The sequence below is a fragment of the Alkalihalophilus pseudofirmus genome, from assembly GCF_029094545.1.
GTDB lineage: Bacteria > Bacillota > Bacilli > Bacillales > Bacillaceae_D > Alkalihalophilus > Alkalihalophilus pseudofirmus.
Map to the genome: position 1 here is coordinate 1456583 of NZ_CP117835.1, position 22204 is coordinate 1478786.

Annotated in this window: 26 protein-coding genes; 24 read left to right on the forward strand and 2 right to left on the reverse strand. The window is 39.5% G+C overall.

The window, feature by feature from the left end; translation table 11 throughout:
* Positions 1-17: 17 nt before the first annotated feature.
* From ypeB to fni, 6 genes are all read left to right on the forward strand, one after another.
* Complete coding sequence (gene ypeB / locus PQ478_RS07535; RefSeq protein WP_289236345.1) at positions 18-1376, forward strand: germination protein YpeB; 1359 nt, start codon at positions 18-20, stop codon at positions 1374-1376.
* Between the two features lie 122 nt (positions 1377-1498).
* Positions 1499-2167 (forward strand): flagellar brake protein, encoded by a 669-nt coding sequence (locus PQ478_RS07540; protein ID WP_289236346.1) that lies wholly within the window; start codon positions 1499-1501, stop codon positions 2165-2167.
* Positions 2168-2354: 187 nt separating this feature from the next.
* On the forward strand, positions 2355-3029 hold the full coding sequence (gene cmk, locus PQ478_RS07545) for a (d)CMP kinase (RefSeq protein ID WP_012958476.1): 675 nt from the start codon (positions 2355-2357) through the stop codon (positions 3027-3029).
* A complete protein-coding gene (locus tag PQ478_RS07550) occupies positions 3030-3635 on the forward strand; it encodes a lysophospholipid acyltransferase family protein (protein WP_012958477.1) in 606 nt (201 codons plus the stop codon).
* Between the two features lie 87 nt (positions 3636-3722).
* Positions 3723-4880: a 30S ribosomal protein S1 gene (gene rpsA, locus PQ478_RS07555; RefSeq protein WP_289236347.1), complete on the forward strand. Its 1158-nt coding sequence runs from the start codon at positions 3723-3725 to the stop codon at positions 4878-4880.
* Positions 4881-4897: 17 nt separating this feature from the next.
* Positions 4898-5947: a type 2 isopentenyl-diphosphate Delta-isomerase gene (gene fni / locus PQ478_RS07560; protein WP_289236348.1), complete on the forward strand. Its 1050-nt coding sequence runs from the start codon at positions 4898-4900 to the stop codon at positions 5945-5947.
* 42 nt (positions 5948-5989) lie between these two features.
* Here the strand turns inward: fni and PQ478_RS07565 are convergent, their stop codons facing one another.
* Complete coding sequence (locus PQ478_RS07565; protein ID WP_012958480.1) at positions 5990-6124, reverse strand: YpzI family protein; 135 nt, start codon at positions 6122-6124, stop codon at positions 5990-5992.
* Between the two features lie 126 nt (positions 6125-6250).
* On the opposite strand from PQ478_RS07565, the gene PQ478_RS07570 reads away from it, so the two are divergent.
* The 17 genes from PQ478_RS07570 (at position 6251) to PQ478_RS07650 (ending at position 20595) form a co-directional block, all read left to right on the forward strand.
* A complete protein-coding gene (locus tag PQ478_RS07570) occupies positions 6251-6880 on the forward strand; it encodes a YphA family membrane protein (protein ID WP_289236349.1) in 630 nt (209 codons plus the stop codon).
* 232 nt (positions 6881-7112) lie between these two features.
* A complete protein-coding gene (gene der / locus PQ478_RS07575) occupies positions 7113-8426 on the forward strand; it encodes a ribosome biogenesis GTPase Der (RefSeq protein ID WP_012958482.1) in 1314 nt (437 codons plus the stop codon).
* Positions 8427-8464: 38 nt separating this feature from the next.
* Entirely contained in the window at positions 8465-9091 is a 627-nt protein-coding gene (gene plsY / locus PQ478_RS07580; RefSeq protein ID WP_289236350.1) for a glycerol-3-phosphate 1-O-acyltransferase PlsY, read from the forward strand.
* A gap of 31 nt (positions 9092-9122) precedes the next feature.
* Entirely contained in the window at positions 9123-10163 is a 1041-nt protein-coding gene (locus PQ478_RS07585; RefSeq protein WP_289236351.1) for an NAD(P)H-dependent glycerol-3-phosphate dehydrogenase, read from the forward strand.
* Between the two features lie 93 nt (positions 10164-10256).
* Entirely contained in the window at positions 10257-10523 is a 267-nt protein-coding gene (locus PQ478_RS07590) for a stage VI sporulation protein F (RefSeq protein ID WP_012958485.1), read from the forward strand.
* Positions 10524-10829: 306 nt separating this feature from the next.
* Entirely contained in the window at positions 10830-11033 is a 204-nt protein-coding gene (locus tag PQ478_RS07595; protein WP_289236352.1) for a DUF2768 domain-containing protein, read from the forward strand.
* 40 nt (positions 11034-11073) lie between these two features.
* Positions 11074-11790: a YphF family lipoprotein gene (locus tag PQ478_RS07600; protein WP_289236353.1), complete on the forward strand. Its 717-nt coding sequence runs from the start codon at positions 11074-11076 to the stop codon at positions 11788-11790.
* 364 nt (positions 11791-12154) lie between these two features.
* Positions 12155-13633, forward strand: coding sequence for a stage IV sporulation protein A (gene spoIVA / locus PQ478_RS07605; RefSeq protein ID WP_012958488.1), 1479 nt, complete (start codon positions 12155-12157; stop codon positions 13631-13633).
* 231 nt (positions 13634-13864) lie between these two features.
* Positions 13865-14083, forward strand: a complete 219-nt coding sequence (gene mtrB / locus PQ478_RS07610) for a trp RNA-binding attenuation protein MtrB (RefSeq protein ID WP_012958489.1) — start codon at positions 13865-13867, stop codon at positions 14081-14083.
* A 157-nt stretch (positions 14084-14240) separates the two neighbouring features.
* Positions 14241-15029: a heptaprenyl diphosphate synthase component 1 gene (locus PQ478_RS07615; protein ID WP_075682195.1), complete on the forward strand. Its 789-nt coding sequence runs from the start codon at positions 14241-14243 to the stop codon at positions 15027-15029.
* A 6-nt stretch (positions 15030-15035) separates the two neighbouring features.
* A complete protein-coding gene (locus tag PQ478_RS07620; protein WP_075682196.1) occupies positions 15036-15746 on the forward strand; it encodes a demethylmenaquinone methyltransferase in 711 nt (236 codons plus the stop codon).
* A 21-nt stretch (positions 15747-15767) separates the two neighbouring features.
* Entirely contained in the window at positions 15768-16634 is an 867-nt protein-coding gene (locus PQ478_RS07625) for a UbiA-like polyprenyltransferase (RefSeq protein ID WP_290428916.1), read from the forward strand.
* Positions 16631-17233: a UbiX family flavin prenyltransferase gene (locus PQ478_RS07630; RefSeq protein WP_075682197.1), complete on the forward strand. Its 603-nt coding sequence runs from the start codon at positions 16631-16633 to the stop codon at positions 17231-17233. Before PQ478_RS07625 ends, PQ478_RS07630 begins: the two co-directional genes overlap by 4 nt.
* A gap of 1 nt (position 17234) precedes the next feature.
* Positions 17235-18080, forward strand: a complete 846-nt coding sequence (locus PQ478_RS07635) for a menaquinone biosynthesis protein (RefSeq protein ID WP_289236355.1) — start codon at positions 17235-17237, stop codon at positions 18078-18080.
* Between the two features lie 23 nt (positions 18081-18103).
* Positions 18104-19075, forward strand: a complete 972-nt coding sequence (gene hepT / locus PQ478_RS07640) for a heptaprenyl diphosphate synthase component II (RefSeq protein ID WP_289236356.1) — start codon at positions 18104-18106, stop codon at positions 19073-19075.
* 177 nt (positions 19076-19252) lie between these two features.
* Positions 19253-19696 carry a nucleoside-diphosphate kinase gene (gene ndk, locus PQ478_RS07645; RefSeq protein WP_289236357.1) on the forward strand — a complete coding sequence of 148 codons (444 nt, stop codon included), beginning with the start codon at positions 19253-19255 and terminating at the stop codon, positions 19694-19696.
* Between the two features lie 122 nt (positions 19697-19818).
* On the forward strand, positions 19819-20595 hold the full coding sequence (locus tag PQ478_RS07650) for a CheR family methyltransferase (protein ID WP_012958497.1): 777 nt from the start codon (positions 19819-19821) through the stop codon (positions 20593-20595).
* A gap of 38 nt (positions 20596-20633) precedes the next feature.
* Here PQ478_RS07650 and PQ478_RS07655 read toward each other — a convergent pair whose 3' ends face one another.
* The gene (locus tag PQ478_RS07655) at positions 20634-20777 is read right to left on the reverse strand and encodes a hypothetical protein (protein ID WP_289236358.1); all 144 of its coding nucleotides are present in this window, start codon (positions 20775-20777) and stop codon (positions 20634-20636) included.
* 254 nt (positions 20778-21031) lie between these two features.
* Between PQ478_RS07655 and aroC the strand changes: the two genes are divergently transcribed.
* Complete coding sequence (aroC, locus tag PQ478_RS07660) at positions 21032-22204, forward strand: chorismate synthase (protein ID WP_289236359.1); 1173 nt, start codon at positions 21032-21034, stop codon at positions 22202-22204.

The window sequence follows — 22204 nt, forward strand, 5'->3', positions numbered from 1 at the left end:
CATTGGAGGTGAAAAAAATGATACGTAATATAATTATTGGGTTGCTTGCAGTCGCAGTGATTGCATTAGGGTACTGGGGTTTTCAAGAACAGGAACAAAAACAGGTACTCTCTATTAATGCTGAAAATAACTATCAGCGTGCCTTCCATGATCTCACGTTTCATTTAGATCAAATTGAAGATGAGCTTGGAGCGACCCTTGCTATGAACACACGTCGTCAGTTAACTCCTGCACTTGCAGAGGTGTGGCGTATAACAAGCTTAGCTCAAGCCGAACTAGGTCAGCTTCCATTAAACTCCCTGCAGCTTGGGAAAACGGAAGAGTTCCTTTATAAAATTGGGAAATTCTCTTACCAAACATCTATTAGAGATCTTGATAAAGAGCCTTTAACAGATAAAGAATATGAGACATTAAACAAGTTATACGACTACTCTCATGAAATTAGAGAAGAGATGCGAGAATCACAAGCTTATGTCTTGAAGAATGGCCAAAGATGGTTAGATATTGATAAAGAGCTTCAAGCGGCAACGACAGAGGAACCATCTAGAAATCTTGTCGTAAATAATTTTGAAATTATGAATAAAAACGTTGAGGGCTACAGTGAAGTAGAATGGGGCGCGGGCTTAACTTCCATTGAAGATCTAAATGGCGAGTTAAAGCGTGCTTTATCTGGAAAGAAAAAAGTGTCTAAAGAAGAAGCCCAAGATATCGCGCGTAAGTATTTAGATTTAGGTGACCGTGCGGCTGTCCATGTAGCTGATACAGGAAAGGGGTTAGAGTATCCGGCTTATAGTTTAGTGATTGATGACCCTGATCATGAAACAAATTATTATATGGATATGAGTGTTGAGGGCGGCCATCCTATATGGTTTTTGCAGGAGCGTCAAATTTCTGATCAAAATATCAGCTTAAATGATGCTTCTAATAAGGCGCAAAGGTTTTTGAATGAAAATGGCATGGAGAATATGCAGTTGATTGACAGCAAGCAATATGATTCTATTGGGATGTTTGAATTTGTCTACCTTGATAATAATGTACGGGTTTATACAGATGCAGTTATGACTGAAGTGGCGTTAGATGATGGAAGCATTATCAGTTATGAAGCGAAGGACTATTTAATCAATCACAAAGAGCGTGACATTAAAGAGCCTAAACTTACGCTAGAAGAAGCTGAAACAAGTGTGAATCCTAATGTTTCAGTCATGGAAGATCACCTTGCTATTATTGAAAATGACTTAGGTGATGAAGTATTATGCTATGAATTCATTGGAACGATTAAAGACGATACGTATCGAATCTTTATCAATGCTGATGACGGGGAAGAAGAGAAAGTAGACAGATTAGAGCGTGCTGAGCGTGTGTATGATTTCTCTTAATTAAATATCATCTAATTTATTAAAAAGAAGAAGCGGCAAATGCTTCTTCTTTTTTTTATTCCGTGAGATAATGAGTAAAAAGATATAGGACTGTCAGGTCATGGTGTCAGAGGAGGGTTTTGATGATTGAGATCGGAACAACGATTCAGTTAGAAACGATAGAGGACTCAAAAGATAAGGAGAGCAAGAAGATGCGCTGCCGCTTAGTTGATAAAAGCAAAGGCTTGTGTATTATTGATTATCCTATAGATCAAAAAACAGAAAAACCCAGCTTCTTAATAGATGGGACAAAGTTAAAGGCTTCTTTTATAACAGAAGCAAATGTGGTGTATGAATTTAATACTGAGGTAATAGGTCGTGAAAAACGGAATATTCCTGTTTTATTTTTAATGGATCCAGGTAAAGACAAGTATTACCGTATTCAAAGAAGGAACTATGTAAGGGTTGAAGCGGCGAATGATGTAGCCGTTCATTCTATTGATGATGCGTTTAAGCCATTTACTTCAGTAACTGTAGACATTAGCGGGGGAGGATGTGCTATATTACTGCCTGATGAAGTCGTTCTTTCAGTGGATACTCAAGTAGATATTACAATCGTTCTTCCCATGCAAAAAAGCGAAAACCAGTATGTACGAGCACGTTGCAGGGTCGTACGAAGTTACAAGCCTAGACCTGAAGCGAAAACTCGTGCTTCGTTGCAGTTTATTGACGTTAACCAAAAGGATCAGGATCAAATTGTTAGGTATTGTTTTGAACGACAAGTTGTCCTTAGACGCAAGAACCGCGACTAGCATGCAGAGACTAAATCACTAGCAAAAATATGCCGGCCTCAATTTGTCAATAATTCGAGCAAGCTAGTATTAGACCGAGATATACGAGTGTGATATGATGAAGGTATCTGAAAATTTACCGTTGAATAAAATGGGATAGCCGTTCTGTGCTAGCTGTTTTGGGAAGATTGTATGAGGTGTGGAATAGATGAATAATTTAATGAATATTGCTATTGACGGCCCTGCAGGAGCAGGTAAGAGTACGGTTGCGAAGCTTGTAGCTGAAAGACTCTCTTACTTATATATTGATACAGGTGCCATGTATCGAGCATTAACTTATGCAGCACTTGAAAAAAATGTTAACCTAGAAGATGAGGATGCTCTCGATCAATTACTTGAAGGAATTGATATTGATTTAAAGCATACAAAAAACGGGGTTCTCGTTTACGTAAATAAGGCAGATGTAACAGAATTAATTAGGACCGATGATGTGAATAAACACGTCTCTTTAGTGGCAAGTCATCCTTCTGTTCGAATTGAAATGGTGGAAAGACAGCGTACTCTCGCAAAAGGTACGGATGCGGTGTTAGATGGAAGGGATATTGGAACATACGTCCTTCCTGATGCGGAATTAAAAGTATTCTTGACTGCTTCAGTAGAAGAGCGTGCTAGAAGAAGGCATGAAGAACAAGTGAAAAAAGGACTCCCATCTAATCTTGAAGAGCTAAAAAAAGATATAGCCAGACGAGACGAATTAGATTCAACTAGAGAATTTGCTCCATTAAAAAAAGCAAATGATGCGGTGGAAATTGATTCGACCTCTATGTCGATTGAAGAAGTTGCGGCCTCCATTATCAATTTAGCGAAGGAGCGTGCTTCTTAAATGGGTTTATATCAAATTGGTCAGCGTATTTGCAGAATGTACCTCTCAAGTAAATACAAAGTTGAAGTGATTGGTGCTGAGAATCTTCCTGCTGATGGTGGTGTGCTGCTTTGCTGCAATCATATAAGTAATCTAGATCCACCTCTATTAGGCGCGTATATTAGTCGTCCTATCCGTTATATGGCCAAACAAGAGTTATTTGAAAAACCCATTTTAAAGTCGCTTCTGCCAAAACTCGGCGCCTTCCCTGTTAGGAGAGGAATGAGTGATAAGCAAGCCCTGCGTAAAGGGATGGATTTTCTCAAGCAAGGCGAAATGCTTGGCTTATTTCCTGAAGGAACGAGGAGCAAGGATGGCAAACTTGGGAAGGGTCTTGCAGGTGCCGGGTTCTTTGCTCTTAGAACGAATGCGGCAGTTGTCCCTTGTGCCATTGTAGGACCTTACAAAAAAGGACAGCCATTAAAATTAATTTATGGAAAGCCGATGGATTTTGAACAAATTCGGTTAGAAAAGCGTTCTGCTGATGATGCGACAGCGATCATCATGGATGAAATTGGTCAGCTTATTGAGCTGCATTCTAAGGAAGTTAAGTCTACTCTTACGTAGTTAAATACTTTCTCGCTATATGTGAGAGTTCAATTTATATAATACGTATACATACCGCTTTAGCGGAGATTGAAGGAGGCAAAAGTCATGGGTGAAGAAATGAACAATGAACAACTAGCAGAAATGAAGTCATTAGCTGTAGGGGATGTTGTTACTGGGAAGGTAACAAAAGTGGAAGACAAACAAGCATTGGTTGATGTTGGTTTTAAAGTGGAAGGCATTGTACCAATCAGCGAGCTTTCTAGTTTGCATGTCGAAAAAGTAAGTGATGTTCTTTCTGTAGATGATGAATTGGAAATGAAAATTCTTAAACTAGAAGACGATGAGCTGATTCTTTCAAAGCGTGCTGTACAAGCTGAAAAAGCATGGGATCAATTACGTAAGCAACAAGAAAATGGCGAAATCATTACTGCTGAAGTAGCTGAGGTAGTAAAAGGCGGTTTAGTAGTAGATGTAGGTGTAAGAGGTTTCATTCCGGCTTCTTTAGTTGAACGTCATTTTGTAGAAGATTTTTCGGATTATAAAGGGCGCGAACTTCGTCTGAAAGTAGAAGAGCTGGATCAAGAAAATAATAAACTAATCTTATCGCAGCGTGCCGTACTAGATGCAGAGCTTGAAGAAAAGAAGAAAAATGTCCTTCAATCACTTAAATCGGGAGATACAGTTGAAGGAACTGTACAGCGTCTGACAAACTTTGGTGCATTTGTAGATGTGGGCGGAGTAGATGGACTTGTGCATATTTCTCAGCTTGCGCACCACCGTGTTGAAACGCCTTCTGATATTGTAAATGAAGGGGATAAGGTTAAGGTGAAAGTCTTATCTGTGGACCCAGACAGCGAGCGTGTATCACTGTCTATTAAAGATACACAGCCTGGACCGTGGGAAGAAGTAGCGGGGCGAATTTCAACTGGTGATGTCATTGAAGGAACAGTAAGACGTTTAGTGTCATTTGGTGCATTTGTTGAGGTAGCACCAGGAGTGGAAGGTCTGGTCCACATTTCTCAAATCGCCAACCGCCATATCGGCACACCGTCAGAAGTTTTAACTGAGGGCGAAAAGGTTGAAGTGAAAGTGTTAGATGTAAATCTTGATGATAAGCGTATTTCTTTAAGCATTCGTGAGCTTTTAAAAGACGATTCGAATGATGGAGATTATGCCGCGTATGAGGCGAATAAAGAAGAAGAACCAAGCGGGTTTTCTCTTGGCGACATGATAGGAGATCAATTGAAAAAATACAAATCTTAATTGATTAGGTGATGTACATGAGTCGTGCAAAAAGAAAATTAGATCATATCGAACATGCTCTTTCTACGGGGCAAGAGCGCACTCATGGCTTTGAACACATTCGTTTTGTCCACAATAGTATTCCTGATGCTTTTGTTGATGAAGTGGATTATTCTTCTGAAATCGGCGGACTTTCATTAAGTTCGCCGATTTTTATCAATGCCATGACCGGCGGCGGCGGCGAGCGGACGAAAATGATTAACCAGCAATTAGCCGAAGTCGCCTCTGAATGCGGAATTGGAATAGCTGTAGGGTCGCAAATGGCAGCCATACGAGATCCGGAAGAGAGAAAAAGCTATGAAATTGTCAGGCAGACCCATCCAAATGGAGTTGTATTTGCTAATTTAGGAAGTGAAGCAACGGTAGACCAAGCCAAAAGGGCTGTCGACATGCTTCAGGCTTCTGCTCTGCAAATTCATCTTAACGTTATTCAAGAACTTGTGATGCCAGAAGGAGACAGAGATTTTAGACACACGCTGACTCGTATTGAAAAAATCAAAGATGCGATTGATGTCCCGTTAATCATTAAAGAAGTAGGATACGGTATGAGCAGGGAAACGGCTGAAACATTAGGATCTATCGGAGTTCAAATGATTGATGTCGGCGGGTTCGGCGGAACGAATTTCTCTCGAATTGAAAATGCAAGAAGAGAACGGAAGCTAAGCTATTTTGATGATTGGGGCATAAATACCACTAGTTCTATTATAGAAGTGACGGAAGCTGCTAAGGGGATATCAGTGATTTCATCAGGAGGTCTTCAGTCTGCATTAGATGTAGTTAAATCGATTGCGCTAGGAGCCGATGCGACAGGCTTTGCAGGCTACTTCCTAAAAATATTAATGGAAGAAGGCCAAACGGCCCTTATCGAAGAGATCAATTTTATCCATAAAGATATTAAAATGTTGATGACTGCATTAGGAGCATCTTCACTTAGTGAACTGAAAGAAGTCCCTTTAGTCATAGGCGGGAGCACAAAAGAATGGTGTGAGCAGCGGGGGATTCCCCTAGATCGATATCTTAAACGCTAAAAGGTTGAATGAGGAGAAAATCCTTATTCAACCTTTTTTGTCTTATGGCCGTTGATTTTCTCTAGCTTCTTCAGGGCTCTGGAGCTTGCTTGCTCCTTTATTGGATAAACTTTGATCACGATCTGATTCGACACGGTGAGAAGCTTTTAATTTGCGCTCTTGGCGATCACGTCCCATATACTCCCCTCCCTTCATATTGCAATTTTTAGTATGTCCACTTTCGTTTGTTTCATGTAGAACCTATTTCTTTTCACGTTTAGCTTTTGTGGGATTGTCGATACTAAAGCAAGGGAGGTGGGTTTAATGGAAGGTGTATATTTTTATTGGATAGGTTGGATCTATATTTGTATTGTCACATTCTTTTGGAACAAAACGTCATTAAGAACGGCTTCTGCTATATTTTTATTTATTACATTAATAGTAAGTCCAATTTATATCCCAGTATTTTCAAGTGAGGTCAGTTTAGGCTTTTTATTTTTAATCGGTGTTTCTTATGGTTTTATTTCTCAAGTGAAAGTCATGAGATTGTTGCATATAGTGATTGCCGTTCTAGCTGTAGCCGCGGCTTATGCCACGTTTCAATTAGTAGCTATTTACGATCCGGTTGTTCATTTAATTGATGGGAGGCTTATGTCAATGGCCATCGTGGTGTGTCTGTCTTGTATGCTGGCTGGGAAATGGAGCTTGAGAATACTCATTGCGGTAGTAGGGTTGCTGCATGGGGAACTTTTATATGGACTGGCTGCCATTCAGACGTTTACTTCCCATGCATTTGGCTCTTTTTATGTTTTAGATGTGCTGGCGCTCTCAACTGCTGTCATCGGGGGAGGATGGTTATTGCATATGCTTTCTGAACATGTAGGTGAATGGATTAAGCAGCGAAAAGAACAACCAATTCGGAACATGATTGCGCAAGAAGATCGCATTGAATAATAAATCGTTGTGATTTATTTCGTTATTAATATAATCAAAAAATGAAAATAGCGACCAAAAAGGTTGATTGAAACGATTGTTTTGAACGATTGTTTTCAACCAAGGTCTCGACAATCTCATTGAGGTTTAGTAGAATGAACAGGTTACACGCGGAGTCTATCTCCATCAATTAATCATTTTAACTAATACAAAAAAACGATGTATTTTACATAAGAAAGGTCGGGGGACAATTATGACGAAACCAGTCGTTGCCATAGTAGGGCGTCCTAATGTTGGAAAATCAACCATTTTTAACAGAATAGTAGGAGAAAGAGTAGCCATTGTCGAAGATATGCCAGGAGTAACTCGTGACCGCTTGTACAGTCACGGTGAATGGTTAGATCGTGAATTTAATCTGATTGATACAGGCGGGATTGAGCTTGCGGATGAACCATTATTGAATCAAATGCGCGAACAGGCAGAGCTTGCGATTGAAGAAGCAGATGTCATTGTTTTCATCGTAAATGGACGAGAAGGAATTACTAGTGCAGACCAAGAAGTCGCGAAGATCTTATTTAGATCTAAAAAGCCGGTTGTTTTAGGGGTTAATAAAGTCGATAACCCTGATATGCATGATTTGTTATATGAGTTTTATTCTCTTGGTATCGGTAATCCGTTCCCGATTTCAGGGTCGCACGGTTTAGGGCTTGGTGATCTTCTCGATGAGGTATTAAAGCACTTCCCTGAAAAAGTAGAAGATGATTATGATCCTGATACGATTCGTATCTCACTTATTGGACGTCCCAATGTTGGTAAATCCTCGTTAGTAAATGCGATGCTCGGTGAGGAACGAGTGATAGTCAGTAATATTCCTGGTACGACAAGAGATGCAATTGATACATCTTTCACAAGAGATGGTCAAGATTACGTCTTAATTGATACTGCAGGGATGCGTAAACGTGGAAAGGTATATGAGAGTACAGAGAAATACAGCGTGCTGCGCTCATTAAAAGCCATTGAGCGTTCTAACGTCGTTTTAGTTGTTATTAATGCTGAAGAAGGCATTATTGAACAAGATAAAAAAATTGCAGGCTATGCACATGAGGCAGGACGAGCTGTAATTATCGTAGTCAATAAGTGGGATGCGATTGAGCGCGATGATAAAACAATGCAGAAATTTGAACAGAAAATTCGAGATGAATTTTTATTCTTATCTTATGCACCAATTTTATTTACATCAGCTAAAACAAAACAGCGCCTGCAACATGTGCTGCCTATGGTAAAGAAAGTTTCTCAAAATCATAACTTGCGTGTACCGACGAATGTTTTAAATGACTTAATTATGGATGCTGTAGCAATGAATCCTACTCCAACTGACAAAGGAAAGAGACTTCGTATTAATTATGTGACTCAAGTTGCAGTAGAGCCGCCAACTTTTGTCTTCTTTGTCAATGAGCCAGAGCTTCTTCACTTTTCTTATGAACGTTTCTTAGAAAATCGTCTGCGTGCGACATTTGAATTCGAGGGTACACCTATTAAAATTATTGCTAGAAAGAAAAATGACTAACTGGAAATGACTTATCATAGTTAGAACTGGGGGAGACTATGACTATTTTGTTACTGCTCGTTGTTATTTTAATTGGTTATTTACTTGGTTCGATCAGTTTTAGTTATTTAATTGCTAAGAAGATTAAGAAAGTTGATATCAGACAGCATGGCAGCGGCAATGCCGGAGCAACGAATACTTTGCGTGTCTTAGGAATCGGTCCGGCAATTTCTGTGCTTGCTTTGGATATTGTCAAAGGGATTATTGCTGTATGGATTGGGGTTTTGCTTGCCCCAGACCAAAGCGGTGTGTTTCCAGCTCTTGCAGGTTTAGCGGCTATTTTAGGGCATAACTGGCCTGTTTACTATGGCTTCAGAGGGGGAAAAGGGGTCGCTACGACCATCGGAGTTATTGCGACGCTTGTTTTCTTCCCTGCTTTATTTGCCGGAATTATTGCTATTATTAGTATTGTCTTAACGCGTTATGTTTCGCTAGGTTCGTTGTTATTTGCTCTTTTAACACCTGCTTTTGCCTACTTGCTGATGGAAACGTACCAAATCCCTCAGATGTACATTATCTTATCTATTCTAGTAGCGGTTCTTTCATTTTGGAGACATCGTACCAATATTCAACGCTTGCTGACAGGAACTGAGAGCAAGATTGGAAAGAAAAAAGAAGCTTCCTAGGAAGTAGAAATGGTCCAAAGGAGTTGATCAAGTGGCAAATATCGCAGTAATGGGTGCAGGAAGCTGGGGAACGGCATTAAGCATGGTGTTAGCTGATAATCATCATGACGTTCGTTTGTGGGCAAGGCGAGAAGAACAAATTGCTGAAATTAATAACAATCATACAAATGAAGCTTACCTGCCAGACATTCAGTTACCAAAACAAATCAAAGGATACTCTGACCTTTCTGAAACTGTAAAGGACGTACAGGTGCTTTTGCTTGTCGTACCCACAAAAGCTGTACGTGACGCGATTCAAAGCCTTCGTAAAGTCCTGACTTCACCTGTTGTGATTGTTCATGCAAGTAAAGGGATTGAACCGGGCACGCATAAACGTATATCAGAAATGATTGAAGAAGAATTTGAGGGCTCAGATTTATTGAAAGATGTTGCTGTTTTATCAGGGCCAAGTCATGCAGAGGAAGTCAGTCTTCGTCAGCCTACAACGGTGACGGTATCTTCAAGTAATAACGATGCCTCACTTCTTATTCAAGATTTATTTATGAATCAGCATTTCAGAGTCTATACGAATCCTGATTTAATCGGGGTTGAAATCGGAGGAGCGTTAAAAAATATTATTGCGCTTGTATGCGGTTTAACAAATGGTCTTGGGATGGGTGATAATACAAAAGCAGCCATCATGACAAGAGGATTAGCAGAAATTACTCGACTTGGAGTTAAGCAGGGAGCCAACCCTTTAACGTTTGCGGGCCTCTCTGGACTCGGTGATTTGATCGTAACGTGTACGAGTGTTCACTCAAGAAACTGGAGAGCAGGTCAAATGATCGGGCAAGGGAAGTCGCTTGATGAAGTGTTAAGCAGTATGGGGATGGTAGTGGAAGGAATAAGAACCACACAGGCGGCCTTTGAATTAGCTAATGAATTAAAAGTAGAAATGCCGATTACCTCAGCATTATATGAGGTGTTATTTGAAGGTCTTCATCCGAAAGAAGCAACCGAGAAATTAATGGGTAGAGTTAAAAAACACGAAGTTGAACAAATTTCAGATTTTTTAAATCAAGATGAACTTTAAGACGTAAGCTCGCACTACCTACCCAAAGGTCATGCACCAACCCTTCGTTCATGCATAGTATATGTCTATATTAAGAACGAAGGAGGACGTATGATGTTTCAAAAAAATGACCCTTCATTTATGGATCAGCTTCAAAAGAAAACGAGTGTGAGACCAGATGAATTAATGAAACTGGCAAACTCGGTCAGTCAAGCAAATTTACAAGATGAGAAAACGGTTCGTCAATTAATTTCGCAAGTATCAAAGCTTGCTAATACTCCAGTATCGAAAGAAAAGGAAGATCAGATTGTTCAGGCTATTGTGAAAAATAATATGCCTACTGATTTCGCTTCTCTTGCTAAAATGTTCAATAAAAAATAATGCAGTGTAAAAATAGGTGCAACAATAGGCAGATGCCAAACGCAAAAGCACTTATTCTGCATATAATTTATGGAACGAACATTAAAATAGGGCTGTTCAATAAGAAGGCTTTAGTTGAGTTAGAGAAGTGCGCCCCGCTTCTCTAACTTTTTTAATGGATTCAAAGGAAGGGAAGTTAAGATGGAAAATGATACACTCTGTCTGTAACCGAATGGACAAGCATTATAAGAAATATGGGCTTGGATGATATGGTATAATAAATCGTAGAATTTTTAAAAGTGTATTTATAAAAAAAGGATGATGGTAATGTCTGATGCAATGATGAATATGTGGATCTCGTTTTTTGCTCTCGCTTTAATGTTTATTTCTGCAGGGGCAGCGATCTTCAGTCGCGAAAAACTTAGAGGGGTCATTCAAAAAATAGTTCTTGCCTTCTCGTTTATTTGTTTATTAGTGTCTGGTTTAATTGTATTTTTAATCGTAATTGGCGGGCCGACTGCCGCTTTATAAGCTGAGTTTCAAAGAATGAAAAGAGTAGGAGATTGATTGGATGAAATGGACGATAGTTTCAATCCTGATGATAAGTATGTTTCTAGCAGGATGTATGCTTCCAGAGGAACAGAGAAGTGAAAATCAGCTGGCTTATCCAGATCAGCTGCAAGCCGTTGAACAGGCTGCAAAGCAATTTCAACAAGATACAGGAGTCCTTCCTATTCGAAACTTCGATGAAACGACTCCCCTCTATCAACGTTATGTAGTTGATTTTAACCAGCTTGTACCAAGATATTTGCAGCAACCTCCAGGAACGGCTTTTGAAAATGGCGGAGTCTTTCAATATGTGCTTGTTAATGTCGAAGAAGAGCCAGAAGCAAAAGTCATCGATTTAAGAAGTCAACGTGAAATCCAGCAATTTCAACAGCGTATTAATGAATATATGCGGAAACATACGTATGCACCAGTATTAGAAATGGTGGATGTAGGGCTCTTTAAATTGGATCATGAAGCGTTAAATTACAGCGAAGCTCCTCATGTGAGAAGCCCGTATTACGATACGTATCTGCCGCTGTTATATACGAATGATGGAGAAATTGTGATTGATTATCGAATTGATCTTAATATGGCACTCAACGAATTCGAGCATGACTTTAAAGAAACCGAAGACATTCGCTCCATTTTAGTAGATAACTTTCCGATTGTACCTGTAAGGTCCGTTCCATATACACTTGATGAAAACGGAGAGCCTGCCTACAATATCCGGCAAGAATAAGGTAAATAAGTAAGTGCAATTAAAGCAAGGTCACACAAATCAATAAAAAGTTGGTCTAAAGCCCCTTATCCATTGATATACATGTCAAAGGAAGGGGCATTTTTTCTTTCTACCCCTTCTCGGTATATCTATCGAGACATCTTACTTCCTAGATCTATACTTCATTGAAGGTTGTGTATGGCAGTTGCCGCTGAAATCATTCCTATTTTATTAAATCTTTCTAAGAAGGCTGATTTAGAAAATAAAATGCTTCTTTCCTGGTAGTTGTCATAAATAATGGACAACATCATACACATGATAGTGTCTAAGATTTACGGAAGTTTATGATGAATCTCAAATCTTTACTCGATCGGGAGGGGATCACGTGGAAAAGGTTGATATTTTTAAAGATATCGCAGAACGCACGGGCGGCGATATTTATCTAGGGGTCGTAGGTGCGGTTCGGACAGGGAAATCGACATTCATTAAGAAATTTATGGAGCTTGTCGTACTCCCGAATATCGAAAATGAATCAGAAAAGGCTCGTGCTCAAGATGAACTGCCGCAAAGTGCAGCGGGTAAAACAATCATGACGACAGAGCCGAAATTTGTACCTAACCAAGCAATTTCGATTCATGTAGATGAAGGGTTAGATGTTAATGTCCGCCTGGTGGACTGCGTTGGCTATGCTGTTCCTGGTGCTAAAGGATATGAGGACGAAAATGGTCCAAGGATGATCAATACTCCTTGGTATGAGGAGCCGATTCCATTTCAGGAAGCAGCTGAAATTGGAACAAGAAAAGTTATTCAAGAGCATTCTACTTTAGGAGTAGTGGTTACAACCGATGGTTCAATCGGGGAAATTCCTCGCTATGATTATATTGAATCAGAAACACGAGTCATTGAGGAATTAAAAGAAGTCGGAAAGCCATTTATTATGATTGTCAACAGTGTAAGACCGCATCATCCTGACACAGAAAATCTGCGTCGTCAGCTTTCAGAAGAACATGATATTCCAGTGCTTGCGATGAGTATTGAAAGCATGACAGATCATGACATTAACAATGTCTTAAGGGAAGTATTATTTGAATTCCCGGTACATGAAGTAAATGTTAATCTGCCGAGCTGGGTCATGGTATTAAAGGATGATCACTGGTTAAGACAAAGTTATGAAGAATCTGTTCAGGAAACAGTGAAAGATATTAGACGATTGCGGGATGTGGATCGTGTCGTCGGACAATTTACAGAATATGAATTTATTGATGATGCAAGGCTTGCAGGCATTGAGATGGGTCATGGGATTGCTGAGATTGATCTATATGCACCAGATGACTTATATGACCAAGTGTTAAAAGAGGTCGTTGGTGTGGAAATAAGAGGGAAAGATCACTTGCTCCAGCTCATGCAGGATTTTGCTCATGCTAAAGCTGAATACGATCAAGTAGCAGAGGCTCTAAGAATGGTGAAGCAGACAGGTTACGGCATTGCAGCCCCAGCCCTTTCTGATATGAGCTTAGATGAGCCTGAGATCATTCGTCAAGGGTCAAGATTCGGGGTTCGTTTGAAAGCCGTCGCTCCTTCTATTCATATGATTAAAGTAGATGTAGAGAGTGAGTTTGCCCCAATTATCGGAACTGAAAAGCAAAGTGAGGAGCTCGTCCGCTATTTAATGCAGGACTTTGAAGAGAACCCGCTCTCTATCTGGAATTCTGATATCTTTGGTCGTTCGCTTAACTCTATTGTTCGAGAAGGAATCTCAGCTAAGCTTTCCTTAATGCCTGAGAACGCCCGCTATAAATTGAAAGAAACACTGGAGCGTATTATTAATGAAGGCTCAGGCGGATTGATTGCCATTATCTTGTAATTATATCCTGCCAAAAAAGCAAAAGGTTCCTCACTGCCTGAGGTTCCTTTTGCTTTTTCTTTTCTTAATGTGCTAAGCTTTATATAGTAAGCTATACGTACATACTGGTTATCATCAAATCGTTTGTTTATTGAAATAATGATTGTGAATAAAAGATTGAAATAAAAAATAACTAAATGGTTTTTTATGGACCAAATGAAAGATACGGCAAGGGTTTAAGGAGAGATATGGATGAGCAATGAAAATCAATTTTTTGTGATAAAAGCAAAAGAAAATGGTGTAAATGTGATAGGGCTTACAAGAGGGTCGGATACACGCTTTCATCATTCAGAGAAACTTGATAAGGGAGAGGTTATGATTGCTCAGTTTACTGAACATACTTCTGCCGTCAAAGTGCGGGGAAAAGCAGTGATTCAGACAAGCCACGGCACAATGGATACGGAAGAATAAAAGCAGGGAACCCTGCTTTTATTTACTATCTATAAAGTTTTTCGTTCGTAGGATTATGTAAATTATGCTATAATAGATAGCGGTTTAAGTCAGATAAAAGCAAGTAATTTAGTCGTTTGTTGTGATTTTATGATGGATGCGATTTGGAGGAAGTAAAATGGTGAGGATCAGTCAGTTTAATGACAAAGTAAGAGAACTAAAAAAAAGCTTTAACAGCTTAACGAAGCATTCTTATTTAGAGCGCTATATTGAAGTGCCGGCTATTGATGAGGACAAGGTGCGCTTTTTATATGCGATGCTAAGTGAACATGCATCAAAAAAAGAAGCAAAAGCATATACATTGGCAGCTGTGCTGGCTCAAGCTGCACTTGATGTACATGAAGCGATCTCCCTCCATAAACTCCAAACAGATTCCGTACGAAAAAATCGTCAGCTTACAGTGCTCGCTGGTGATTATTACAGCAGTCTTTATTATTATTTACTAGCAGAAGAAAAGCAAATTCCTATGATTCGCATCTTCAGTCATTCGATTCAGGAAATAAATGAACATAAGATGAATATCTACGAGGCAGATGAGCTTACATACACTGATGCAAAAAGAAATGTAGAAAAAGCAGAATCGATTCTTTTGCAAAATATAGCAAATCATTATAATCAAAATTACTGGAAGGAAATCTTTAATGATTTCTTCTTTTTAAAACGGTTGGTCTTTGAACGCAATGAGTTTATAAAAGGTAAGAACTTGCCCATTATGGAGACTTTATTTCAAGAAGCAAGGCACCCAGATTCAGTGCTTGCGTTATGTGAACAAAAAATAGAAGACTTAAAGGACAAGCTTTTAAATACAAGCCAGCGTCTTCAAAAATATGAGGGCTTTATTATTGAACATATTGATCAGTTAATCAATACAACGGACTACGATGAGTACGTAGCAGAAAAAGGGTGAGGGAAAATGACTCAAACGAAAGAAGAACGTGTTCACCAAGTGTTTGAATCGATCTACAAGCGATACGATATGATGAACTCAGTTATATCTTTTCAACGTCATAAGGCTTGGCGGAAAGATACGATGAAAAGAATGAATGTACAGCCAGGTGATCATGCTCTGGATGTTTGCTGCGGGACAGCAGATTGGACGATTGCCCTTGGGGAAGCTGTAGGTCATAACGGTAAAGTCGAAGGACTTGATTTTAGCAAGAATATGTTATTAATCGGGGAAGAAAAGGTTAAGGAACATAAAATGAAGCACGTTTCCTTGCGTCATGGTAATGCTATGGAGCTGCCTTATGCTGATGAAACCTTTGATGTTGTCACAATCGGCTTTGGGTTAAGAAATGTACCCGACTACATGCAAGTATTAAAAGAGATGCACCGGGTCGTAAAAAAAGGAGGAAAAGTGGTTTGTTTAGAAACATCGCAGCCTACAATTCCTGTCTTTAAAAACCTCTATTTCTTTTATTTCCGCAGGGTCATGCCTGTTTTTGGTAAAGTGTTTGCTAAAAGTTATGACGAATATTCATGGTTACAAGAGTCAACGATGTCGTTCCCAAATCGAGAGAAGCTGGCTGAGATGTTCCGTGAAGCTGGATTTGAACGTGTTGACGTGAAGCCTTACTCTGGAGGGGTAGCTTGTATGCACCTTGGGGTAAAGGGTAAAAATTAGTCAATTAGAATTGGAGCAGATATCGTGGTTAGAAAGTTGAAAATCATCTTAGAAATGATTAAGTTTGAACATACTGTGTTTGCATTGCCTTTTGCCTATTTTGGGGCAATACTCGGAAGTTTTATTGTAAATGAAACATGGCCCACTCTTATGCAATGGGTCTGGATTACTGTTGCGATGGTTGGAGCAAGAAGTGCAGCGATGTCTCTTAACAGAGTGATTGACGAAAAGATTGACAAATACAATCCTAGAACAGCTGACCGTGCTATACCAGCTGGTCTGATTTCAAAAATTGAAGTCATGTTCTTCATTATAATTTCATTTGCCATGTTGATTTACGCTGCCTTTCAATTAAATCAATTAGCCGTTTATTTATTACCTTTAGCGGTATTTTTCCTTGTTATTTATTCCTATACAAAGCGATTTACATGGGCTTGTCACCTTATATTAGGTATTACAATCGCGCTCGCACCATTAGGTGGATGGGTCGCTGTAACCGGATCGGTTTCTTTTGAAGCATTTGTTCTATTTACAGCAGTAGCCCTGTGGACAGCAGGATTTGATGTCATTTATGCGACTCAAGATGCTAATTATGATCGTGAGCGAGGACTATATTCCATTCCTAGCCGATTTGGTATTAGAAAAGCACTTATTCTTGCAAAACTTTTCCACGTCATTAGTTTTGCAGCCTTTTTCCTTTTATTCCTTATTACTCCTCTAAGCTGGCTTTATTTAATTGGGGTGATTATTGCTGGATTGATTATGATTTATGAGCATTCCTTAGTATCTGCAGATGATCTCTCAAAAGTCGGGGTAGCCTTTTTTACGATGAATGGAATTCTTAGCTTAGTCATGTTTATCTTTACAGTAGGAGATGTTTGGTTATGAGTGAGCGTATAGAAAAGATCATGACAGTAGGAATAACTGGAGCGAGCGGCGGTATGTACGGTGTTCGTCTAACACAAGAGCTGCTCCGTCAAGAATATAAGGTTCACCTCGTATTAACAGAAGCCGCTTGGCAAGTGTTTAAAGAGGAATTACTTTTAGATACAACGGATCGCGAAAAAGTAATTCATGAACTATTTGGTGATTTGCCTGGTGAGCTGCATACTCATGATCTTCATGACTATGCAGCTCCTATTGCAAGCGGTTCCTATCGAAGTGCCGGCATGGTTATTATTCCTTGTTCAATGGGGACTTTATCTGGTATGGCGCATGGGGCTTCCGGAAATCTGCTTGAACGTACGGCAGATGTTATGCTTAAAGAAAAGAGAAAACTGGTTATTGTACCTAGAGAAACACCGTTGCATGACATTCACTTGGAGAATATGCTTAAACTTTCAAAGATGGGGGCTACGATCCTGCCAGCAATGCCTGGTTATTACCATCTACCTAAAACAATTGATGATTTGATTAATTTTCTTGTTGGAAAAGCATTAGATAGTCTCGGAGTGGAGCATACATTATTTACCCGCTGGGGGGAATAACATGTCTTTAGTTATCGGTGAAATTTCTTATACTAATATATTGCCTCTTTATTATGATTTAGACAGAGAGTATTTAGAGAGCCAAGGTTGTATTATCAAACCACAAGTGCCTTCAGAATTAAACAGAGAAATGTCTGCTGGGCGAGTCGATGTTGGAGGAATTTCCTCTTTTGCCTATGCTGAAAATAAAGATCATTTCACGTTGTTTCCTAATCTGTCTGTATCAGCTCTGGGGAAGGTCGGGTCGATTTTTTTATTTTCTAAAGTGCCGATTCATCAGTTAACAGCAAAAAAGGTTGCTTTGACTTCCACGTCGGCAACCTCTACCCATTTGCTTAAAATCATACTTGAACGGTTTTATGAACAGTCCCCAAGATATACAACGATGAAGCCGAATATACATAAGATGCTCTCAGATCACGATGCTTGCTTGTTAATTGGTGATGAAGCGATAGTGGCTTCATTCAATAAAAGAGAAGAACTTTATCAATATGACCTTGGAGAGCTTTGGTATAAGCATACAGGGATGCCGATGACATTTGCAGTATTAGCGATAAGAAACGAAGCCATTGATCATAACAGCCACTTAGCTGGTACATTGTATCGATCATTTCTCGAAAGTAAAAAGCGAAGTGAAAAGAGTCATTATCAGCCTATGATTCAAGATATTTTAAAGACCTATGGCGGCGATAAATCTTTTTGGGAAGACTACTTTAACAATTTAATATATGATTTTAGTAATAGAGAACAGCGAGGGTTAATGCTTTATTATCAGCTTGCTTATGATTTAGGATATTTAAGTGAACCTGTTGAATCAATACATGTTTGGAAAGCTGTAGGAAGCTGACCTTGCGTAGTAAGGTGGATAAGATGAAACTAGCCGATATTTATATGCAATTTCAATCAGATATAACAATTATCGAACAAGAGCTAGAAGCTTCTGTTCAAGCACGCCATGATGTCCTGAAAAACGCTTCAACCCATCTTTTAAAGGCAGGGGGAAAACGGATTCGTCCGGTTTTTGTGTTGCTTGCTGCTAAATTTGGTACATACGATATACATGTGTTGAAAAATATTGCTGTTCCCTTAGAACTTGTACATATGGCTTCTTTGGTTCATGATGATGTCATTGACGATGCTGAACTTAGGCGGGGCAAACGTACAGTGAAATCTCAATGGGATAACAAAGTAGCGATGTATACAGGTAACTATATTTTTGCAAAGGCAGTCGAAGCATCTGCTTATTTTGATCACCCGCGCGTTCATCAAGTGTTGTCTAATACGCTTGTTGAGATGTGTATTGGAGAAGTAGAGCAGATCCGTGATCAATATAACTGGGGGCAGAACTTAAGAGTCTATTTTAGAAGGATTAAACGTAAGACTGCTTTATTAATTGCCGTGAGCTGTGAGCTGGGTGCATTAGCTGCAGATGCAGACCCATTCATTCAAAAGCATTTATATAACTTTGGATACAATGTGGGGATGTCTTTTCAAATTACAGATGACATCCTAGACTTTGTTGGTACAGAAAAGCAATTAGGCAAACCTGCAGGCGATGATTTAAGGCAGGGGAATGTCACGCTTCCTGCACTCTATGCCATGCATCATGATGAAGAGATTTCACATTTAATTAAAAACATGCTTAATAATGAATTTCCTGAAAATATTGATATGGAGCCCATCTTAAAAGCGGTAAAAGAATCAGGGGGGATCGATTATTCCATTGAGATGAGTGATCGCTTCCTCCAAAGAGCCTATGATTCTTTAGAAAAACTGCCTGATTGTGAAGCGAAGAATTATTTAAAAGAGATTGCGGCCTATATCGGAAAACGGAAATTTTAAAGTAGAGAGCCAGAGTGCTCTCTTTATTTGTATATACAACTGGAAATGAATGCGGTTTATTGAATATTTCTGTAAAATAATGATTGAGAGTGTTTAGAATGTTTGCTATAATAAACGAGGTTAGTTGATTAGTTAATTAATATATAGTTTATGATTATGAGAGCGAGGGTGTTTTAAATGGAACGTACATATTTAATGATTAAGCCTGATGGAGTACAACGTAATTTAATCGGAGAAGTTGTTTCGCGCTTTGAAAAGAAAGGGTTTACATTAGTGGGCGCTAAATTGATGACGGTTACAAAAGATCTTGCAGAGACTCATTATGCAGAACATAAAGAACGTCCTTTCTTCGGAGAGCTAGTTGATTTCATTACTTCAGGTCCAGTTTTCGCAATGGTTTGGGAAGGTGAAAATGTGATCTCGACTGCTCGTACAATGATGGGAGCAACAAACCCAGCTGAAGCTGCACCAGGAACGATCCGCGGTGATTATGGTGTACAAGTAGCTATGAATGTTATTCACGGTTCTGACTCTCCTGAGAGCGCGAAGCGTGAAATCGGAATCTTCTTTGAAGATGCAGAGTTAAACAACTATGAAAAAGTTGTAAGTAAGTGGGTTTAAGGATGATCCATACCTGTTCAGCTGAGCAGGTATTTTTTTGTGTAAACGATCGGTTTAAATCAGCCGATATACCTAATGTGGAAAAAATGAAACCGATTGTTTAAGGTAAGGGGACCTGACAGATGACTGCAGACTATCAACAATTCATCATGCAAATTAAGAAAAAAACCGGCATAGATCTAGCACTTTACAAAGAAGCACAGATGAAAAGAAGGTTGGAATCCCTTCGAGATAAAAGAGGGTACTCTACCTTTTTGAGCTACTACCAAGCTCTTGCTGCTGATTCATCGTTATTTCATGAGTTTTTAGAGCGTATGACGATAAATGTCTCGGAATTTTACCGTAATAAAAAGCGATGGGAGGTGTTAGAAGAAAAGATTTTGCCAAGGCTGCTAGCTGAAAACAGTAAGCCGAAGCTATGGAGTGCGGCTTGTTCAACAGGTGAAGAACCATATACTTTAGCGATGATTATGGCCTCTTTTATGCCTTTGTCTGAGGTGTCCATACTAGCAACAGATTTAGATAAAGAAATTCTGAAAAGAGCTCAAGTTGGTTTCTACACGGATCGCTCATTAAAAGAAGTTCCTCCAGGAGTGCTTTCACGCTATTTTACGAAGGAGCTTATGGGCTACAAGGTTAGTGATCAAGTAAAAAGAGCGGTAACATTTAAACAGCAGAATCTTTTATCTGATTCATTTGGAACTCAGTACGATCTGATTATTTGCCGAAATGTCATGATTTATTTCACTGAAGAAGCAAAACATGAATTATATCAAAAATTCAGCCAAGCGTTGCGTCCTGGCGGTGTATTATTTGTAGGAAGCACTGAGCAGATTTTTCATGCTGATCAATATCATTTTGAAACGGAAGACACGTTTTTTTATAAGAAAAAAGGATAAACCGCTGTAATAGCTGGTTTATCCTTTTTGTATTAGGATCATGATTGATCTTCATTTAGTTGTTTGTTGATATAAGCTTTTAACACTTTATCCTTCACTTCATTATAAGTAAGTCCTGATTTTGCGTTTAACTCTTTCACTTCGTCAATATTTGTGCCGCTTTTTGTCGTTGACTTCTTCAATGGCGAGCGCCCCTTTTACTAAGAAATTCCTATTTTAGTATAACCATTACCTGCATTCATTTATTCGGTATCTCTAAACTTGCTGTTTTAGAAAGAGCAAAACCTTAAAATTCCTTAGACGCAAGCTGGTCTTTTTGGTACAATGACTAATTAATAACGAAATGTTCCGATTTTATCGAGACATAAATAGAAAGTCATGTTATAATTTAACGCATAAAAGCGATAAAGAGAGTGGATTTGGAGGAGGAGACGAGATGAGATATATTACAGCAGGAGAGTCACATGGACCGCAGTTAACTACGATTATTGAAGGGGTGCCTGCTCAGCTAGAATTAGTAGCTGAAGACATTAATGTTGACTTAAAAAGGCGTCAAGGCGGTTATGGAAGAGGGCGCAGAATGCAGATTGAGAAAGACCAAGTTCAAATCCTAAGCGGAGTCAGACATGGAAGAACGACAGGTGCACCTATTACACTAGTCGTAGAAAATAAGGATTGGACTCATTGGACAAAGGTGATGGGGGCAGAGCCTTTATCTGAAGAAGAAGAAAAAGAAGTGAAAAGACAGGTGAGCCGCCCGCGTCCAGGTCATGCAGACCTTAACGGAGCAATTAAATATGGGCATCGCGATATGAGAAATGTTTTAGAACGTTCTTCAGCTCGTGAGACGACTGTACGTGTAGCAGCAGGGGCTGTTGCGAAGAAAATTTTACATACATTTGGTATTCAAGTAGGCGGCCATGTTCTTGAAATTGGCGGCGTAAAGGCAAGTGCTATTCAGTATGATACGATCGATGATCTTAGGGAACGCTCAGAGGCTTCTCCTGTTCGATGTTTAGATAAAGAAGCAGAAGCGAAAATGATTGAAGCTATTGATCAAGCGAAACAAGAAGGGGATTCCATTGGCGGGATCGTAGAAGTAGTGATTGAAGGAGTTCCGATCGGTCTAGGCAGCCATGTTCATTATGATCGCAAGTTGGATGCGAAATTAGCAGCGGCTATGATGAGCATTAATGCGTTTAAAGGGGTTGAGATCGGAATTGGTTTTGAAGCGGCCAGAAGACCAGGAAGCCAGGTACATGATGAAATCACGTGGAATGAAGAAAACGGCTATTCAAGACAAACAAATAATCTTGGCGGTTTTGAAGGCGGGATGACTAACGGCATGCCGATTGTGATTCGTGGAGTTATGAAGCCGATTCCGACGTTATATAAACCTCTGCAAAGTGTGGACATTGATACCAAAGAGCCTTTTGCAGCTAGTATTGAACGTTCTGACAGCTGTGCTGTCCCTGCTGCGAGTGTAGTGGCTGAATCGGTCATTGCTTGGGAAGTAGCGAATGCTTTGCTTGCAACCTTCGGTGCTGATCGTGTGGAAGCGATTTCTGAAAATATTGAGCGTCATAACGAGCATGCGAGGAAGTTTTAA

Bases quoted from the DNA above. Each gene is read 5' to 3' on its own strand.
- ypeB (WP_289236345.1), top strand. From the start codon at position 18: ATGATACGTAATATAATTATTGGGTTGCTTGCAGTCGCAGTGATTGCA.
- PQ478_RS07540 (WP_289236346.1), top strand. From the start codon at position 1,499: ATGATTGAGATCGGAACAACGATTCAGTTAGAAACGATAGAGGACTCA.
- cmk (WP_012958476.1), top strand. From the start codon at position 2,355: ATGAATAATTTAATGAATATTGCTATTGACGGCCCTGCAGGAGCAGGT.
- PQ478_RS07550 (WP_012958477.1), top strand. From the start codon at position 3,030: ATGGGTTTATATCAAATTGGTCAGCGTATTTGCAGAATGTACCTCTCA.
- rpsA (WP_289236347.1), top strand. From the start codon at position 3,723: ATGGGTGAAGAAATGAACAATGAACAACTAGCAGAAATGAAGTCATTA.
- fni (WP_289236348.1), top strand. From the start codon at position 4,898: ATGAGTCGTGCAAAAAGAAAATTAGATCATATCGAACATGCTCTTTCT.
- PQ478_RS07565 (WP_012958480.1), bottom strand. From the start codon at position 6,124: ATGGGACGTGATCGCCAAGAGCGCAAATTAAAAGCTTCTCACCGTGTC.
- PQ478_RS07570 (WP_289236349.1), top strand. From the start codon at position 6,251: ATGGAAGGTGTATATTTTTATTGGATAGGTTGGATCTATATTTGTATT.
- der (WP_012958482.1), top strand. From the start codon at position 7,113: ATGACGAAACCAGTCGTTGCCATAGTAGGGCGTCCTAATGTTGGAAAA.
- plsY (WP_289236350.1), top strand. From the start codon at position 8,465: ATGACTATTTTGTTACTGCTCGTTGTTATTTTAATTGGTTATTTACTT.
- PQ478_RS07590 (WP_012958485.1), top strand. From the start codon at position 10,257: ATGTTTCAAAAAAATGACCCTTCATTTATGGATCAGCTTCAAAAGAAA.
- PQ478_RS07595 (WP_289236352.1), top strand. From the start codon at position 10,830: ATGTCTGATGCAATGATGAATATGTGGATCTCGTTTTTTGCTCTCGCT.
- PQ478_RS07600 (WP_289236353.1), top strand. From the start codon at position 11,074: ATGAAATGGACGATAGTTTCAATCCTGATGATAAGTATGTTTCTAGCA.
- mtrB (WP_012958489.1), top strand. From the start codon at position 13,865: ATGAGCAATGAAAATCAATTTTTTGTGATAAAAGCAAAAGAAAATGGT.
- PQ478_RS07615 (WP_075682195.1), top strand. From the start codon at position 14,241: ATGGTGAGGATCAGTCAGTTTAATGACAAAGTAAGAGAACTAAAAAAA.
- PQ478_RS07620 (WP_075682196.1), top strand. From the start codon at position 15,036: ATGACTCAAACGAAAGAAGAACGTGTTCACCAAGTGTTTGAATCGATC.
- PQ478_RS07630 (WP_075682197.1), top strand. From the start codon at position 16,631: ATGAGTGAGCGTATAGAAAAGATCATGACAGTAGGAATAACTGGAGCG.
- PQ478_RS07635 (WP_289236355.1), top strand. From the start codon at position 17,235: ATGTCTTTAGTTATCGGTGAAATTTCTTATACTAATATATTGCCTCTT.
- hepT (WP_289236356.1), top strand. From the start codon at position 18,104: ATGAAACTAGCCGATATTTATATGCAATTTCAATCAGATATAACAATT.
- ndk (WP_289236357.1), top strand. From the start codon at position 19,253: ATGGAACGTACATATTTAATGATTAAGCCTGATGGAGTACAACGTAAT.
- PQ478_RS07650 (WP_012958497.1), top strand. From the start codon at position 19,819: ATGACTGCAGACTATCAACAATTCATCATGCAAATTAAGAAAAAAACC.
- aroC (WP_289236359.1), top strand. From the start codon at position 21,032: ATGAGATATATTACAGCAGGAGAGTCACATGGACCGCAGTTAACTACG.